Origin of the sequence: Thermoflexus sp. (assembly GCF_042408815.1) — a bacterium.
In the GTDB taxonomy this organism is placed as follows: domain Bacteria; phylum Chloroflexota; class Anaerolineae; order Thermoflexales; family Thermoflexaceae; genus Thermoflexus.
Map to the genome: position 1 here is coordinate 16,628 of NZ_JBHOQR010000020.1, position 15,146 is coordinate 31,773.

General features: G+C 64.9%; 12 protein-coding genes. 4 read left to right on the plus strand and 8 right to left on the minus strand.

Annotation, left to right across the window (positions count from 1 at the left end):
- Positions 1-227: 227 nt before the first annotated feature.
- Both ACFMO3_RS06510 and der read right to left on the minus strand, forming a co-directional pair.
- Positions 228-1,490, minus strand: coding sequence for a hypothetical protein (locus ACFMO3_RS06510; protein WP_376789611.1), 1,263 nt, complete (start codon positions 1,488-1,490; stop codon positions 228-230).
- Between the two features lie 47 nt (positions 1,491-1,537).
- Positions 1,538-2,923: a ribosome biogenesis GTPase Der gene (gene der / locus ACFMO3_RS06515; RefSeq protein WP_376789612.1), complete on the minus strand. Its 1,386-nt coding sequence runs from the start codon at positions 2,921-2,923 to the stop codon at positions 1,538-1,540.
- Between the two features lie 224 nt (positions 2,924-3,147).
- Between der and ACFMO3_RS06520 the strand changes: the two genes are divergently transcribed.
- The 3 genes from ACFMO3_RS06520 (at position 3,148) to ACFMO3_RS06530 (ending at position 7,119) form a co-directional block, all read left to right on the plus strand.
- The gene (locus tag ACFMO3_RS06520) at positions 3,148-3,960 is read left to right on the plus strand and encodes a carbon-nitrogen hydrolase family protein (RefSeq protein ID WP_376789613.1); all 813 of its coding nucleotides are present in this window, start codon (positions 3,148-3,150) and stop codon (positions 3,958-3,960) included.
- Between the two features lie 73 nt (positions 3,961-4,033).
- Positions 4,034-4,630 carry a CDP-alcohol phosphatidyltransferase family protein gene (locus tag ACFMO3_RS06525; protein WP_376789614.1) on the plus strand — a complete coding sequence of 199 codons (597 nt, stop codon included), beginning with the start codon at positions 4,034-4,036 and terminating at the stop codon, positions 4,628-4,630.
- On the plus strand, positions 4,627-7,119 hold the full coding sequence (locus ACFMO3_RS06530; protein ID WP_376789615.1) for an ATP-binding cassette domain-containing protein: 2,493 nt from the start codon (positions 4,627-4,629) through the stop codon (positions 7,117-7,119). Before ACFMO3_RS06525 ends, ACFMO3_RS06530 begins: the two co-directional genes overlap by 4 nt.
- Positions 7,120-7,164: 45 nt before the next feature.
- Here the strand turns inward: ACFMO3_RS06530 and ACFMO3_RS06535 are convergent, their stop codons facing one another.
- The 3 genes from ACFMO3_RS06535 to ACFMO3_RS06545 are packed head-to-tail and all read right to left on the minus strand — an operon-like array spanning position 7,165 to position 10,638.
- The gene (locus tag ACFMO3_RS06535) at positions 7,165-8,010 is read right to left on the minus strand and encodes an energy-coupling factor transporter transmembrane component T family protein (protein ID WP_376789616.1); all 846 of its coding nucleotides are present in this window, start codon (positions 8,008-8,010) and stop codon (positions 7,165-7,167) included.
- A gap of 28 nt (positions 8,011-8,038) precedes the next feature.
- Positions 8,039-8,941: an ECF transporter S component gene (locus ACFMO3_RS06540; RefSeq protein ID WP_376789617.1), complete on the minus strand. Its 903-nt coding sequence runs from the start codon at positions 8,939-8,941 to the stop codon at positions 8,039-8,041.
- A 59-nt stretch (positions 8,942-9,000) separates the two neighbouring features.
- Positions 9,001-10,638 carry an ABC transporter ATP-binding protein gene (locus tag ACFMO3_RS06545; RefSeq protein WP_376789618.1) on the minus strand — a complete coding sequence of 546 codons (1,638 nt, stop codon included), beginning with the start codon at positions 10,636-10,638 and terminating at the stop codon, positions 9,001-9,003.
- A gap of 258 nt (positions 10,639-10,896) precedes the next feature.
- Between ACFMO3_RS06545 and ACFMO3_RS06550 the strand changes: the two genes are divergently transcribed.
- The gene (locus ACFMO3_RS06550) at positions 10,897-12,081 is read left to right on the plus strand and encodes a pyridoxal phosphate-dependent aminotransferase (protein WP_376789619.1); all 1,185 of its coding nucleotides are present in this window, start codon (positions 10,897-10,899) and stop codon (positions 12,079-12,081) included.
- A gap of 211 nt (positions 12,082-12,292) precedes the next feature.
- Here ACFMO3_RS06550 and ACFMO3_RS06555 read toward each other — a convergent pair whose 3' ends face one another.
- The 3 genes from ACFMO3_RS06555 to ACFMO3_RS06565 all read right to left on the minus strand — a co-directional run bounded on the left by ACFMO3_RS06555 (position 12,293) and on the right by ACFMO3_RS06565 (position 14,690).
- Positions 12,293-13,927, minus strand: coding sequence for a CapA family protein (locus ACFMO3_RS06555; protein ID WP_376789620.1), 1,635 nt, complete (start codon positions 13,925-13,927; stop codon positions 12,293-12,295).
- 107 nt (positions 13,928-14,034) lie between these two features.
- On the minus strand, positions 14,035-14,460 hold the full coding sequence (locus ACFMO3_RS06560; RefSeq protein ID WP_376789621.1) for a M67 family metallopeptidase: 426 nt from the start codon (positions 14,458-14,460) through the stop codon (positions 14,035-14,037).
- The gene (locus ACFMO3_RS06565; RefSeq protein WP_376789622.1) at positions 14,421-14,690 is read right to left on the minus strand and encodes a sulfurtransferase TusA family protein; all 270 of its coding nucleotides are present in this window, start codon (positions 14,688-14,690) and stop codon (positions 14,421-14,423) included. The genes ACFMO3_RS06560 and ACFMO3_RS06565 overlap by 40 nt, the downstream gene beginning before the upstream one ends.
- Positions 14,691-15,146 lie beyond the last annotated feature (456 nt).

Genomic DNA, 15,146 nt, shown 5'->3' on the forward strand with positions numbered 1-15,146 from the left:
GCACATCGCCGCCCACTCCGGCCACCCTTTCCATGGAAAAGCATAGCTGAAAGCAAAGAAAACTGTCAACGAACGGTGCGTCGCGGTTTAGGGGCTCGGACAGCAGGGAAGACCGGAGGTCAGCGTCTCAGCGGCCTGGGGCGCTGAAGCGTTCCTCCCGCTCAGGAACTCGCTCCCAATGGTGCAGCTGGCCGTCCGGCAGGAGGCCGCCAGGCGCGGCATGGCGCTCATGGCCCTTCGATGAGGACTCGATGGGGATCCACGCGGTTGTTCAGGGGAGCGATCTCGACGTCTTCGTGGATCAGGCCAGCCCAGAAGTAGAGGGGGTTGCGCGGCGGCACATAGGTGATCCGGATGCAGCCGGTCACGATGGCTGTCCGGCCCGCCGGCAGATAGTAATACGGCCGTCCATCGATGATTCGCACCTCCAGATCCTCCGGGCGGCCCACCGCCCAGCGGAAGGGGTAGTTCCGTAGAGAGGTGTCGAAGTCAATGCCCACCCGCCAGGCCCCGGATTCCTCCGCCCAACCCTCGGGGCGGCCCGGCCGCGGCGCGTTAAAGGTCTGATCCAGATCATAACACGTCCCAGGGGGCGGCCCGCTGGTCCGGATCGGGACTGAGCCGTAGTTGTGCACGGTCAATGTGAAATAGAGGAAGCCTCCCAGGTTGACGGGGATGTAGTCGCCGGTTCCGGAGGAGATGTCAGAACGGAACTCCACTCGTCCGTTGAGGATCTCCGCCCGCGGCACGCCGCCCTCGCGGATGGTCAGGGTCCTGGTCGCCACATCCCGGAGTCCCAGGGCGTCCTCGGCCACAGCGTAGACCGTGTAGGTCCCGTCAGGCGGCGGCTCCTGGCCCCGATCGACACCGGCGTCGTAATCGAACACATGGCATCCGGCCTCGCCGGGCTTGCGCAGCTGTACTTCCTTGCGGGGAACCGGATAGCGGACGCCATCGGCGCCTTCCAGGTAGACGGTGAGCTGCGCCGGCCGGTTGACGCAGACGTTGATCGTGGCCCGGTCGCTCAGACCGTCTCGGTTGGGCGTGATCTCGGGGGGCGAGACGCTGAACCCGGTGATCTGGAGGGGCTGGGGGTTTGATCCGCGGATGGTGAGGGTGCCGGTGATGCGGGCCGTTTCCGCTGCATCCCGCGCTTCCACCACCCAGGTATAGCGGCCATCGGGGAGCAGCTGGTTCTCCACCACACCGTTGAACAGCACCTCATATTCCCCCCGGGGTCGGGGTTGTTCCTTCCGGAAATAGTGGGGCGCGCCATCCGCCCCAAGGAAATAAATCGAGACGGTGGCGTTGCGGCTCAAGGCATAGCGGATCACGACCACATCGTTATGGCCATCGGCGTCCGGCGTCAGCAGATCCGGCGTCACCGAGGCCGCACGCAGCAGCGGCGCGGGCTGGCAGGCGGTCAGGAGGGCGAGGGCCAGCCCGGCGCCTATCCAGAACCGAAATCCCGGAGTGAAGATTCGGAGCATTCGGATTCCATCCTGAGCGGTCTGCATCCAGACTTCCCCCGAACTGGCTATGATTCCCGTTCATGGCCCCGGAAGACCAGACGAAGGGGGGTTCCAGTGAAGGGATACCGGGCGCGGATCCGATTCTCCAGATAGCGCTCATACGAGAAGTGAACCAGATCCGCATCGTTAACGAAGAAGACGATCGTCGGCGGATCGGTGCGAGCCTGAGTGACATAATAGATCTTCAGCGGCCGACCTTTTCGAGAGGGTGGGGGCTGTTCCTCCAGCGCCTCGCGGATAAGCCGGTTCAGCTCGGAGGTGCTCAGGCGCATATGCCGCTCCTGATACACCTGGAGGGCCATGGGGAGCAATCCCGGAACCCCGTAGCCGGTTTTCGCGGACACAAAGCGGATCGGCGCGTAGTCCAGGAACTTCAGGGTCTGGCGGATGTGCTGGATGAAGCCGTCCGGCTTCACCCGGGGCCGCCCTTGCTCGTCCAGCATCAGGTCCCATTTGTTGACCACCAGGATCACGCTTCGCGCTTCATCCACCGCTATCCCGCCGATCACTGCATCCTGATGGGTGACGCCCTCCCTTGCGTCCAGAACCAGGAAGACCACATCGCTTCGCTGGATCGCCCGCAGGGCCCGCAGGACGCTGTAGCGTTCAATGCCGGGCTGGATCTGTCCCTTGCGTCGGATCCCAGCGGTGTCGATGAGGATGATCTTCCTTCCCTCCCATTCGATCGGCGTATCGATGGCATCCCGGGTGGTCCCCGGGATCGGGCTGACGATCACCCGTTCCTCGCCCAGGATGGCATTCAGGAGGGAGGATTTCCCGACGTTCGGACGGCCGACGATGGCGATGCGGATCCCCTCTTCCTCCTCCACCTCGGCCAGGCTCGGGAGGGTGGCGACGATGGCATCCAGGAGCTCGCCGATGCCGGTGCCGTGGAGGGCCGAGATGGGATAGACTTCGCCCAGGCCCAGCCGGTAGAACTCAACGGCGGCCCCGCGGAGCGTCTCGTTATCGGCCTTGTTCGCCGCCACCAGAACCGGCTTCCGGGTCCGCCGGAGGATTTCGGCCACTGCCTCATCGGCGGCGGTCAGACCGGCCTGGACGTCGACCACCAGCACCAGGACGTCGGCCTCCGCGATGGCGATCTCCGCCTGGGCCCGGATCTGGGGAATGAAGGCGGCGGAATCTTCCGCGAGGGGTTGGGCGGGTCGGAGGCCGGCCTCCGCCTTCGGGGGCAACACCTCCAGCCCCCCGGTATCCACCAAGGTGAACGCGAAGCCGTTCCAGATCACCTCTCCATGAAGGCGATCCCGCGTCGTCCCCGGGCGTTCGTCCACCAGGGCCAAGCGCTGACCGATCAACCGGTTGAAGAGCGAGGATTTGCCGACGTTGGGTCGCCCGACCAGGGCGACCATCGGCTTCCGGGTCGCCATGATGGCACTTGGTTCCGTTTACGAAAAAGTTTGGGAAGCCTGTCCCTGAACAGGGATCCGGATCGGGTCTTCGCATGCTGCGCGGGGCGCATCGCGCGCAAAGCGCTGCGATGTTCAGGAGGCCCATGGCCTCAGTATAATAGCAGGAGATCGGTGGGAACGAAAAGATTCCCATCCCGGCTCGATCCACCGGGGTCGGGCTTCCTAACCTTATGGAGGCTTCGATGCGAGAGATCACGGTTGCTGCGGTTCAGATGGATGTGCCGTTGAACGCGGTCGAGGATAACGTGGCCCGGATGGCCGAGTGGATCGCCCGGGTTGCCAGCGAGCAGCGGGTCGATCTGATTGTCTTCCCCGAGCTGGTGACCACCGGCTACGAGTGCGGGGCTCGTTTCACGGAGTGGGCCCAACGCATTCCCGGGCCTTCCACCCATCGCCTCGCCCAGCGGGCCAGAGAGTTCGGGGTCCACGTGGTGTTCGGGATGGCGGTACGCGAGCGGGTGGAGACCATCCTGTATAACTCCGCGGTGGTGATTGGCCCTGATGGGGAAACCCTGGGCGCCTATCACAAAGTTCACCTGAAAGGGGAAGAGCGCTTGCTGTTCCGGGGCGGCTATCGGTTCCCGGTTTTCGAGACCGGATTCGGGATGCTGGGGGTGTTGCTGGGCTGGGATCTTCTGTTCCCTGAGGCCGCCCGGGTTCTGGCGCTGAGCGGGGCGGAGCTCCTGGCGGTCCCCGCCGCCTGGGAACAGCCCCTGCGGGAGGAGTGGCGGATCCTGACGCGGGCGCGGGCGCTGGAGAACACGTTCTTTCTGGTGGGTGCGAACCGGGTCGGCAAGGAGGTGACCTACGAGTTCGTGGGCGATTCGTTGATCGTTGGGCCTCGGGGTCAGATCTTCGCCTCGCTGGATGAGCCCATCGAGGGCTATGTGGTGGCCCGCATCGATTTAGAGGAAGTGCGACGACAGCGGGAGGAGCTGCAGGTCCTTCAGGCCCGCCAGCCCAATAGCTACCGTTTGCTGGCGCGGCCGTATTAAGCGGTCCTCCCCATGGAGGTTATCCGGTTCGTGGATCGGCCTTCCCCTCCGCCCGGGATGCAGGAGGAGTGAGATGAACGCGGAACGCTGGCGGGAAGTCGCAGCGCCGTGGCTGACAGGCCTGGCACGTTTCCTGCATCGGCTGGGGATTCATCCCGATGTCCTCACGGTGCTGGGCTTTCTGTTCAGCTTGGGGGCAGGGCTGCTGACCGGGCTGGACCTTCGAGGAGGGGCGGCGCTGTTGTGGGTCCTAGGTGGGTTGTGCGATGCGCTGGATGGCGCGCTGGCTCGCCTTTCGGGCAAAGCCTCGCCGTCGGGGGCGTTTCTGGATTCCACCCTCGATCGCTACAGTGATGCGGCGATTCTCCTGGGCCTGGGGGCAGCCTGGCAGCGGGCCGGCGCCGCGTGGGGAGGATGGATCGCTGGTGTGGCCCTGCTGGGCGCCCTGATGGTCAGCTACACCCGGGCGCGGGGAGAGGGCCTGGGGATCTCCCTCCGCGAGGGGCTTTTCACCCGATTGGAGCGGTTCCTCCTCATTCTGGTCGCGTTGCTCACCGGCTGGTATGGGCCGCTGCTGATCTTGTTCGCTGTCCTCGCTCACCTCACGGCGCTCCAACGAGCGTGGCGGGCGATACGGGCGCTGAGCCCCTCGGAGCTTCGTCAGCTATGATTTATGCGGAAGGGCTTCGTAAGGTCTTCGAGACGACCGTCGCGGTGGAGGAAGTCAACCTGGAGGTGCGGCCCGGCGAGATCGTCGCGCTGCTAGGTCCCAACGGGGCCGGGAAGACCACCACGGTCCGGATGCTCGCGGCGCTGCTGCGGCCCACCGCCGGCCGGGCCATCGTGGCCGGCTACGATACGATGGAAGCCCCCCGGGAGGTCCGCCGCCGGGTGGGATGGCTGGGGGAGCTCCCGGGCCTCTATCTGCGGATGACCGGTGAAGAGTATCTGGCCTTCTTCGCCGATCTCTACGAGGTGCCGCGTCCGATTTTCCACCAGCGGCTGGAGGCCTGGCTGGATCGGCTGGGCCTTCGAGAGGCGCTGCGCCAGCGGATCGCCACGTATTCCAAGGGGATGCGGCAGAAGCTCGCCCTCTTGCGGGCTTTTCTCCATCGGCCCCCGGTGCTTTTGCTGGATGAGCCCACTTCAGCGATGGATCCGGAGAGTGCCCAGATCGCCCGGGAGATGATCCGCTCCTTTGCCGAGAGCGGCCACGCCGTGCTCCTGTGCACCCATAATCTCTACGAAGCGGAAGCCCTGGCGGACCGGATCGCGATCCTCTACCAGGGGCGGATCCGGGTGGAGGGAAGCCCTCAGGCCCTTCGGGAGCGTTTGATGGGACCGCCGCTCTATGAGCTCCGCCTGGCAGGACCGGTGGAGGAGGCATGGAGGGCGCTTCCCCCGGGTCTGTCGGTGGTGGCCCAGGGGCCGAATTGGATCCGTTATCGGGTCCAGGAGCCCGAAAGAGAGAACCCCCCGATTCTGGCTGCGGTGGTGGCCCGAGGGATCCCGGTGATCTCCCTGGCCGAAGTCCCTCGCCCCCTCGAGGCGGTCTACCTGCAGATCCTGAGCGGCGGGGGCGCTGGGGATACCGGCGCGCCGCTGGCTGGCGAGGAGGCCCGTCCGGTGGCGGACGCCCGCCGGATGCCCGCGGGCGTCCCCAGTGCTGGAGCCGACCACCCCGGCGCGGGAGCGGGTTCATATGCGCAGACCGCCGGGTGGGATCTCCGGCGGTGGCTCCATGGAACGTGGAGGGTTTTCCGGCGGGACGTGGTGGACATCCTGAGGGACTGGCGGCTGATGGCCCCGCTGACGCTTCTGCTGCTGATTTTCCCTTTTCTCTCCCTGTTCTCTGCGGAAGCGGCCACTCGGTATGTGGCTCAGTTCGGCGCCCAGCTCCTCAGCGAGCGCGTGCTGCCCTTCCTGGCCTTAGCGACCGGCTTCCTCCCGTTGACGGTCTGTCTGGTTCTTCCCCTGGAGACCTTTGTGGGGGAGAAAGAGCGGCGGACCCTGGAGCCGCTGCTGGCCGCTCCGCTGAGCGATCTCCAGCTCTACATCGGAAAGGGGCTGGCCGCCCTGGTTGTCCCCACCGTCACCTCGCTCCTGGGGGTGACCCTCTATCTCCTCATCTTGATCCTGCGGGGCGCCTGGGTTTTTGACCTTGCCACAGGGCTGGCCCTCTATAGCATCCTGTTTCTGCATGCGGTAGTGATGGTTTCTGGAGCCATTGTGGTCTCCACCCAATCCAACAGCGTCCGGGGCGCCAACCTGCTGGCCAGCTTCATTATCCTCCCCGTCTCCATGCTCTTGATTTTCGAATCCTCCCTGCTCTTCTGGGGAAGCTATCGAACGCTGGTGGTTGTCTTGTGCGTTCTGCTCATCTACGCGGTCCTGCTGGTTCGAATGGGAATCGCCCTGTTCAACCGGGAGCAGCTGCTTAGCACGGAGTTCGACACGCTGGATGTGGGGGGGATTTTGCGGGCCTTCTGGCAGGCGTTCTGGCGAGGGGACCCGGCTCAGCCCGCTTCCAGCCCGTGGGATCACATCCGGCAGCCGGTGCAGCGCTCCGCTGGGGCGCTGATCACCCTGGCGGCGCTGGGAGGGATAGGGTGGGGGATCGCATGGCTGGCGCTCCCTTCCCTCGGGCTTTCGCCGGATGAGATCCTCCGCCAGCTCCCATCGATGGGCTCTCCCTCTCCACAGGTGCTGGAGCATGGGGCATGGTTTCCGTTCTCCCCGTGGGGGATCTTCCTTCATAACATGCGGGCGCTGGTCATCAATACGCTGGCCGGTGTGATCACCCTGGGGCTGTGGGTAGCCTTTTACCCGGTGGGGCTGATGGGACTGATCGGGCTGCTCTTGCGAACCCTCTTCGCCAGTGATCCGCGTCTGGGGATCGCAGGCGTGCTGGCGCTCCTGCCCCATGGGATCCTGGAGCTTCCTGCGGCGGGGCTGGTGCTGGCGGGCGCCCTGCGTCTGGGGTTGACGCCTCTCACGCCGCCCGGCTCGCGGAGCTTGCGGGATCGGCTGGTGCTGGCCTGGGCGGACTGGCTGAAGCTGCTGCTGATCGCGACCCCCCTGCTTTTTGCTGCCGCCTGGATCGAGGTGCATGTGACCCCGCGTCTCGTGCTCGGGTGGCTCGCCGACCTCATCCGCTAAGCCTCGCTCGGCCATGGCCTCCCGGGTTCGCCTGGGAAGGCGCTCTCAGGGCGTCCAGAATCGGCCGAATCCTAAGGCTGCGGCGGCCATGGATCCGAAGAATAAGGCGGCGCTGAGGCCCAACAGGAAGAAGTCGTGGCGCTGGAACCGCAACTCCGTCAGCCAAGTGCGGCGTCCCACGCCGAAGGCCCGCAGGTCCATCGCATCGATGATGTCCTCCGCCGCCATCAGCGCGTGGAGGGTCACTGGCACCACCAGGGGGGCGAGCCGGCGGATCTGGGCCAGGGGGCTGCCTCGGATGTTCTCCAGCTCATAGCCCCGGGCCCGCTGGGCGTCCATGGTCTGCATGGCATCCCGACCCAAGGTGGGGATGAAGCGGAAAGCCAAATCCATGGCGTAAGCGATCTTGTCCGGCAGGCCCAGTCCCCGGAAGACCACCCCATATTGAGAAGGGTTCAAGGTGAAGGGGATGAGGATGGCCACGGTGATCACGGTCCCCATCCGACCCATCTGGCTGAGGGCGAAGAAGATACGCTCCACCGTGATGGGGATGGCCGGCGTCCAGCCGAAGGCCGAGAAAGGAAGGGTCAAACGAACCAGCAGCCGTTCCGTCTGATAGACTTCGAAACCCCCGCGGCCGGTCAGGAAAGTGATCCAGACGAACACGAACGCCACGAAGCCGGTGAACAACCAGGCGCGACGGGTCTCCCGCCATGTCAACCGGTTCAGCCGAAAGTACAGGAGAGCCAGGCCCCACAGGCCCGCCAGCACCCGCACGTCCCAGAAGAAGAGCGTGGAGAGCATCAGCGAGAGTGCGAAGAGCAGGCGGGCCCGTGGGTCGAAAGCCTCCAGGAAGCTTCCTCGTCGCCGGTAGGGCCATGTCACCAACACGGGGCGGCTCCGTTGCGCATGATCGGGATCACGCCACGCCGGCACCCCGCCCCAGCTGCTGCTGGAGGGCGTTATAGGCGCCGACCAGCAGCGGGGTGAGGATGGCCGCGTGGAGGATGTTGGGGCCGGCGGCAGGGACGAACTCCCCCAGCAGGGCCACCGCCGGCGGGTAGCCGTTGATCCAGATGTCGGCGATGGCCGCGAAACCGATGCCCACGATGTTGGCCACCGCGCCCCAGACGATGACCGAGGCCAAGGTGATGTTGGAGCCCAGGGCGAACCGGAGGGCCACCACCAGGAGGGCTCCGATCAACGGCACCCAGCGCATCAACGGGCTGAGCGGCCCGCCGAAGAAGGGGCTCTGGATCTCCGTGGTCAGTGCCCACAGGCTCAGGGCCACGCCCACAGCGGCCACGATCCCGGTGAGAAGGTTCAGCGCCCGCTCCCGCCCCAGGATCACGGGCAGACCGGCGACCAAGCCGATCAGGCCGTTCCCGATGTCCCATGCTGGGAACACCCCCCAGCCGGTGAGGAAATCGCCCAGGATGTTCCCTACAGCACCGGTGAAGAAACCCACCGCTGGGCCGAACACGTAACCGAAGAAGACGGGGAAGACGATGGCGGGGCGCAACGCCACCTGGCTCACCGAGGGAACCACGAAGACGGTGCCATTGAATAAGTAGGAGAACACGCCGTAGAGGGCGGCCCCGATGGCCATATATACCACTTCGCGGGTGCCGATCTGCCATGCGGGGTGATCCGCCGTGGCGAAGTAAACGATGTAGACCAGGACCGCGCCGATGGCCACCCAGAGGAGCCAGCCGAAGCCCTGAAGCCGAGCCCCCGAAGGGCCGGTCATCAGGCTGGCCAGCCCCATCAGCAGGATCACCACGATCAATAAAACCAACCAAGTCAGCGCCTTGCGCACCATGGCCTCCTCCCAAGAAAAGGGTTCTTAGGGACATTATAACGAAGAAGCGACCTGGGTGTTCAGCCCAGACCGTGGAGCCAAGCGCCCAGACACTCCGCCCGCATGAAGCGGCCGGTTCGGGGAAGATGTTGGAGGTTCGCCTCTAGCAGCGAGGTCGGGACCAGCCGCCCTCGGCGCATCCCCTCCGGATCGCTCAGCACCTTCTCCGGCGGGCCATCGGCGATGAGCCGGCCCTCGGCCATCACCCAGATCCGATTGGCAAAGGAGAGGGCCAGGTCCAGATCGTGGGTGATGAACACCAGGGCATCCGCGGCCCGCGCTGGCCCGAAGACGATCTCCGCAATGGCGTCCATCAATCGCATATAAGTCCGATAGTCCTGCCCCGCCGTGGGCTCGTCCATCACCAGGATCCGGCTGCGCATGCTGAGAACCGAAGCGATGGTCACCCGCTTCTGCTGGCCGAAACTCAGCGCCCAGGGTGAGGAACGCGCCTGATCCAGCAGCCCCACCAGCTCCAGAGCCCATCGCACATTCGTTTCGATCTGCTGAGGAGAGTGACCCAGGTTGCGCGGCCCGAAGGCCACTTCCTCCCATACGGTGGGGGCGAAGAGCATCTGGCTGGGGCTCTGGAACACATACCCGATGGTGCGGGCGATCTCCGCCACCGTCTGCTCGCGCGTGGTTTTCTTCCCCACCCACACCCGGCCCCGGCGGGGCTTCAGCAATCCCATCGCCAGCTTGAGCAAAGTGGTTTTGCCGGCCCCGTTGGGCCCCAGGATCGCCAGGCTGTCCCCCTTCCGGATTTCCGCGTGGATCTCATGCACAACATCCGGTCCGTCGCCGTAGCCAAAAGAGACGTTCTCAAAGACCACCAGGGGCGGGGCGGTGGGAGAGGCGGGCGGGATCTCCACCGCGGGCTTCTGATCTTCGCGAACCACCGACCAGCGGCGCAACCAGACCGGAAAGGGAACTTTGACCGCTGTGGGGTCCACACGTTCGAAGAATGCCTCCGGATCCCCATCGAAGGCCAAACGTCCTTCCTCCAGGTAGAGCACCCGGTTCGGGTGGGCTTGCATCGTATCCTCCACCCGGTGCTCCACCAGCAGCACCGTATGGCCTTCCCGGTGAAGCCGACGGAAGAGGGCCAGCGCGTCTTGGGCGCTCTGGGGATCCAGGGAGGCCAGGGGCTCGTCCAGGAGGAGAATCCGGGGCGCCATGGCTAGGACGCCGGCGAGGGCCACGCGTTGCTTTTCCCCTCCCGAGAGCTGAAAGGTCGGCCGGTCCCGTAGATGGGCGATCCCCAGGGCATGCAGCACCTCATCAACCCGTTCCACGATCTTCGCTCGCGGCCAGCCCAGGTTCTCCAGCCCAAAGGCGACGTCATGGAGGACATCGGCGGCTACGATCTGGCGTTCCGGATCCTGAAGCAAAGTGCCCACCTGCTGGGAGAGCCGGGCCAGTGGCCACGGGCGAGGATCCAGCCCGCCGATCCGGATGACACCCTGAAGCTCTCCCTTGTAGCTTCGAGGGATCAGGCCGTTCAGCGCCCGTAGCAGGGTGCTCTTCCCGCACCCGCTGGGCCCCGCGATCAGGACCATCTCTCCCTCTTCGACCGAGAAGGAGATCCCCTGCACCGCCGGCCGGGGCCGCGCCGCATAGCGAAAGGAGAAATCGTGCACCTCTAGAATCGGACCCATTTCCGGATGCTCCTGCGCCAGCCCTTTGTCCGCTTCGCATTCCCGCTTCGAACCCCACGGCGCAAGCCGTGCGTTAAAGCAGATTTTAACACAACAGGTTGCGCGGTTGATTCTCAGGAGAACCTCTGAAGACAACCCGAGCCCACAACTTCCGCTTTACAGAAAAGCCGATCTGGGGAGTTGTCTGCTGGATGTTTCCTCGTCATAATCGAGGTGGAAGCCGGACCCTGAACGCTTCCTCGAAAACAGGAGGCCCTTATGCGGCTGGCGCAGCGCATGTCTCGATTGGGCACGGAGACGGCCTTTGAGGTGCTGGCGCGGGCAAAGGCCCTGGAGGCCCAGGGTCGGGAGATCATCCATCTGGAAATCGGGGAGCCGGATTTCGACACCCCCGCTCACATCAAGGCCGCCGCCGTGCGGGCGTTGGACGAGGGGTATACCCACTACACTCCTGCGGCTGGGATCCCCGCTCTGCGGGAGGCCATCGCCGATTACATCCGTCGCACCCGGGGTATCTCGGTCGGGCCGGAGAACGTGGTGGTGGTCCCTGGGGGGAAGCCGATCATGTTCTTCGCTATCCTCGCCCTGGTGGAGGAAGGTGATGAAGTAATTTATCCCAATCCGGGCTTCCCAATCTACGAGTCCATGATCCGTTTTGTGGGGGGGCGGCCGGTGCCTCTGCGGCTGCGAATGGAGAACGAGTTCCGCGTCGATGTGGAAGAGCTGGCCCGCCTGATCACCCCCCGCACTCGCATGCTCATCCTGAACTCCCCGGCCAATCCCACGGGGAGCGTCCTCACCCGGGAAGACCTGGCGGCCATCGCGGAGTTGTGCCTGGAACACGATCTGGTGGTGCTCTCCGATGAGATCTACAGTCGCATCCTATATGAGGGGGAGCACATCAGCATCGCCAGCTTCCCGGGGATGCGGGAGCGGACGATTATTCTGGATGGGTTCAGCAAGACGTATGCCATGACCGGGTGGCGGCTGGGATATGGGGTGATGCCCGAGCCCCTGGCGGAGGCCGTGACGCGGCTGATGATCAACTCCAACTCCTGCACTGCCGCCTTCACCCAGATCGCCGGGATCGCGGCGCTGACCGGCCCTCAGGATGAGGTGGACCGGATGGTGGCGGCTTTCCGGGAGCGGCGGGAGGTGATTGTGGAGGGGCTGAGCCGCATCCCTGGCTTCCGCTGTCTCAAGCCGAAGGGCGCCTTCTACGCCTTCCCCAATATCGAGGGGACCGGGATGTCCTCCCGGGAACTGGCCGCCTATCTACTGGAGGAAGCAGGGGTCGCCGTGCTCTCGGGAACGGCCTTCGGAGAATACGGGGAGGGCTTCCTGCGCCTCTCCTTTGCCAACTCCGTGGAAAACATCCACAAAGCCCTGGAGCGCATTGAGAAAGCCATCCGCCGCCTCCCGGTGCGGGTGGCGGCCTCCTGATATCAGGCCTTTGAGAATCCCCCTTCCTGGTCCACAGCGGATGAGCGGGACACCCCGGGTGTCCCGCTCACCGCTATACGGTTCCGTTATACGGAAGCCCGTGAGACGCCCGCTGCAAGCTCCCCAACCCGATCGAGCCAGGCCATCGACTTCGGACGCTTGTCATCTTCTTGGTGGCGATGGAGAGCATTTCATTGAAAGGGGGCTCACGCTATGGCGATGGCATCCGCGCGAACAATCGCTCCAGCAGCGCCCGACGTTCCTCCCGGGTCATCGGGCGCGGACGGCCGAGATCTTCCAGAAAGGCCGTCTGGAGCACAACCCCCAGATAGCGGCCCTCGTAGAAGACATGCCGATCGATGAAGGCCTGCCGGACCCCGATGGGATCTACCTGATCGAAAAACAGGTTCCCCAGCCCATAATGAATGAACCACCCCCGCCCCACTTCGAAGGTCTGGGCGTGATGTCCCTGACTCCCGCTGACGATCACGGCCCCCAGATCCCGCCAGCGGCGGAAATCCTGAACCTGCTGCAGCGTGGGCGCGTAGTCGTAAAACTCCCAATATTGAAGGGTCACGATGGGCAGCCATCCCTCCGCCCGCAAGCGGCGAACCATCTCCTCCAGCTCCGGTAGGCACGGCGCCGCGCCGGGTTCCGTCGGGGTGGCCCAGTCATAGTCCGGCCCCACCGGATTGCATCCGATGAAAGCCAGACGGTTCCCGTGGTCTTCCACTCGGAGGGGTTGCAGCGCCTCCTCCAGATTCCGCCCGCCGCCGTAATAGCGCATCCCCATGCGCCGATAGAGCTCCAGCGTTGCCCGAAGCGGCTCCCGCCCGTAATCATTGAGATGGTTCCCGGTTAATTCCACGATGTCCGTGCCGATGTAGCTCAACAGCTCCGCGTAACGGGGATGGCTGCAGAATACCACGCCGCTGCGGGGCTGTGGCGGCGGACAGCCTTCCCAGAAGGAGACCTCATTGCTAATGTGGGTGAGATCGGCGCTCTGCAGCCACGGCGCGATATCGCGAGCCGGGAACAGGACTCCATAACGCTCCATCTGCGCCGCTGTCCCGCGGACCAGCGCGGTGACCCCTGTCATCGCTAGGATGGTCAGTCGCCTTTCATCCCGGTTGGTCAGCCCACCGGCCGTCTCCCGGAAATCCCCTGCGGGAAATCCAGGGGGAAGCGACTCGATGCCGAACCATATCGTCAGCGGATACCGTTCCGGGTCCAGTCCCCGGTCCATAGGAGAGAGGCCTTCCACGGCGATCACCTTCCATCGGGGCTCCAGGTGGTGGAAGGGGACCAGCGCCCACCCGACGCGCTCTGCCCACAGGCGATCCGCTAGCTCCTCCTCCGACACGGGACGCACGACACCCGGGTCGGGTGGACCCCAGAGGATGGAGAAGAGCTGGATGGTCTCGGTCGTGGCCAGGATGGGGCCTGGAAGGGCATCCTGCCCCTGCCAGCGGGCGCGGAGGGCGTGGAGGGGAACCTCATCGGTCACTGTAGGGAAAGGCGCCGCCAGCGCGTAAATCCACATCCCCAAGCGCAACGGCGCGCGGGGTGGAACCGGAGCGATCTGGGCCATCCCTCCTTCCTCTACCAGCGACCAGCGGGGATCTCCCTTCAGCCGTCGCCGGATCTCTTCACGAACCTCTGTCGGAAGAGCAGGGTGCAACCCGATCGACCAGGTGGAGGGCGTGGGGGTCGGGGTTGGCGTGGGCATTGCAGTTGGCGTTGGCGTGGCCGGGGGGGAGGATAGCGGAACGATGGCAGCGCACCCGGTCAGGCAGAGCGCCAGCGCTGCGATCGCCAGCCGTCGGATTCTCACCCAGTCGCGCATCGAAGAACTCCCGCTCCTGAAGGGTTGAGGGAAGTGGCGAATCACCGGGCCTGTCGCTCCTGCCGGGCACACCGGAGGTGCGCCTGCCTCGAAAGAGGAGCTCAAGGTTATTCCACCCGCCGGATGGGCACTTCCTGCACGGCTCCATCCATGATCCGGAAAGCCCGCAGGCGCCATTCCCCCTGGACCGGAGCGGCGATCACGTAAACCGCCTCCGGATAATAGGCCTCCGCCACATCGGTAGCCGAGGGGACGGGAGGGCCATGGGGGTGGGAATGATAGATCCCTACCAGCTCCCATTCCCGTTCCTCCAGCTCGTGGATCACGCGGATGAGATCCTCCGGGTGGACCCGATAGCGGATCGGGCTGGCCAACTCGTTCCGCGTGGGATAGACGGCCAGCACCCGTCGGCCGATCCCCCCCAGAAGCCCGCATGCCTCCAGCGGCCATTCGGCCTGGACGTGGGTGAGGATCCGCTGGATGCTCTCCACGGTCAGATCGAGGGATTCCGCTTCCGGATCCAGATCGCCCATGTTCCCTCCCCGATCGGCTCGACCTTCAGGACCTCGTCCCCCTGCAGGGTCACACTGCGAGGGACATTGCGGGTGGCCGGCTCGTAATCGACCAATACCTGGAGCACCTGACCGACCTCCATCTCTTCCAGAGCCAGGCGGGTCTTCACATACGTGTAAGGGCAGACCTCGCCCCGGAGGTCCAGCTCCCGCTGGGGGTTCAGCGCTCCGTTTTCGTGTTCTCGAGCCATCGCTGCTTCCCCGTTCATAGGAGTCCGTCTCCGAACACGCCTAAGCCCGAGCGCGCGTCGTCTGGCCGGAGCCGGCGCCTTGTGCTATCCTGAGCGCATGGAAGCCTCCAGTCTGGCCCAGACAATGGGTATTGTCCTTTGCTCGGACAAGGGTGTCAACCGATAACGGGCAATTCCCTCTCCCACGGCCTGGGGGCTTAAGGTGATGAACCGGGGGAGCCCTCTCACAGATCCTGTCCGCCGTCTGGATTCCCGGATATAAAGGCAGCGAAGCGTCTGGGCGATTCGGTATTTATAGAGAGTGAGACCTGCCAGGGAGAGGGATTCATTCCGGATCATCGGATGGGCTACGCGATGAGCCGCTATCGCTTTCTCACGTTGGATTGTTATGGCACACTGATCGACTGGCGGGCGGGGATCGCCGAACATCTGGGGAGCATCCTGCGCCGGCATGGG

Excerpts from the sequence above, each read along its gene's own strand:
- ACFMO3_RS06510 (WP_376789611.1), bottom strand. The coding sequence starts at position 1,490 with ATGCTCCGAATCTTCACTCCGGGATTTCGGTTCTGGATAGGCGCCGGG.
- der (WP_376789612.1), bottom strand. The coding sequence starts at position 2,923 with ATGGCGACCCGGAAGCCGATGGTCGCCCTGGTCGGGCGACCCAACGTC.
- ACFMO3_RS06520 (WP_376789613.1), top strand. The coding sequence starts at position 3,148 with ATGCGAGAGATCACGGTTGCTGCGGTTCAGATGGATGTGCCGTTGAAC.
- ACFMO3_RS06525 (WP_376789614.1), top strand. The coding sequence starts at position 4,034 with ATGAACGCGGAACGCTGGCGGGAAGTCGCAGCGCCGTGGCTGACAGGC.
- ACFMO3_RS06530 (WP_376789615.1), top strand. The coding sequence starts at position 4,627 with ATGATTTATGCGGAAGGGCTTCGTAAGGTCTTCGAGACGACCGTCGCG.
- ACFMO3_RS06540 (WP_376789617.1), bottom strand. The coding sequence starts at position 8,941 with ATGGTGCGCAAGGCGCTGACTTGGTTGGTTTTATTGATCGTGGTGATC.
- ACFMO3_RS06545 (WP_376789618.1), bottom strand. The coding sequence starts at position 10,638 with ATGGGTCCGATTCTAGAGGTGCACGATTTCTCCTTTCGCTATGCGGCG.
- ACFMO3_RS06550 (WP_376789619.1), top strand. The coding sequence starts at position 10,897 with ATGCGGCTGGCGCAGCGCATGTCTCGATTGGGCACGGAGACGGCCTTT.
- ACFMO3_RS06555 (WP_376789620.1), bottom strand. The coding sequence starts at position 13,927 with ATGCGCGACTGGGTGAGAATCCGACGGCTGGCGATCGCAGCGCTGGCG.
- ACFMO3_RS06560 (WP_376789621.1), bottom strand. The coding sequence starts at position 14,460 with ATGGGCGATCTGGATCCGGAAGCGGAATCCCTCGATCTGACCGTGGAG.
- ACFMO3_RS06565 (WP_376789622.1), bottom strand. The coding sequence starts at position 14,690 with ATGGCTCGAGAACACGAAAACGGAGCGCTGAACCCCCAGCGGGAGCTG.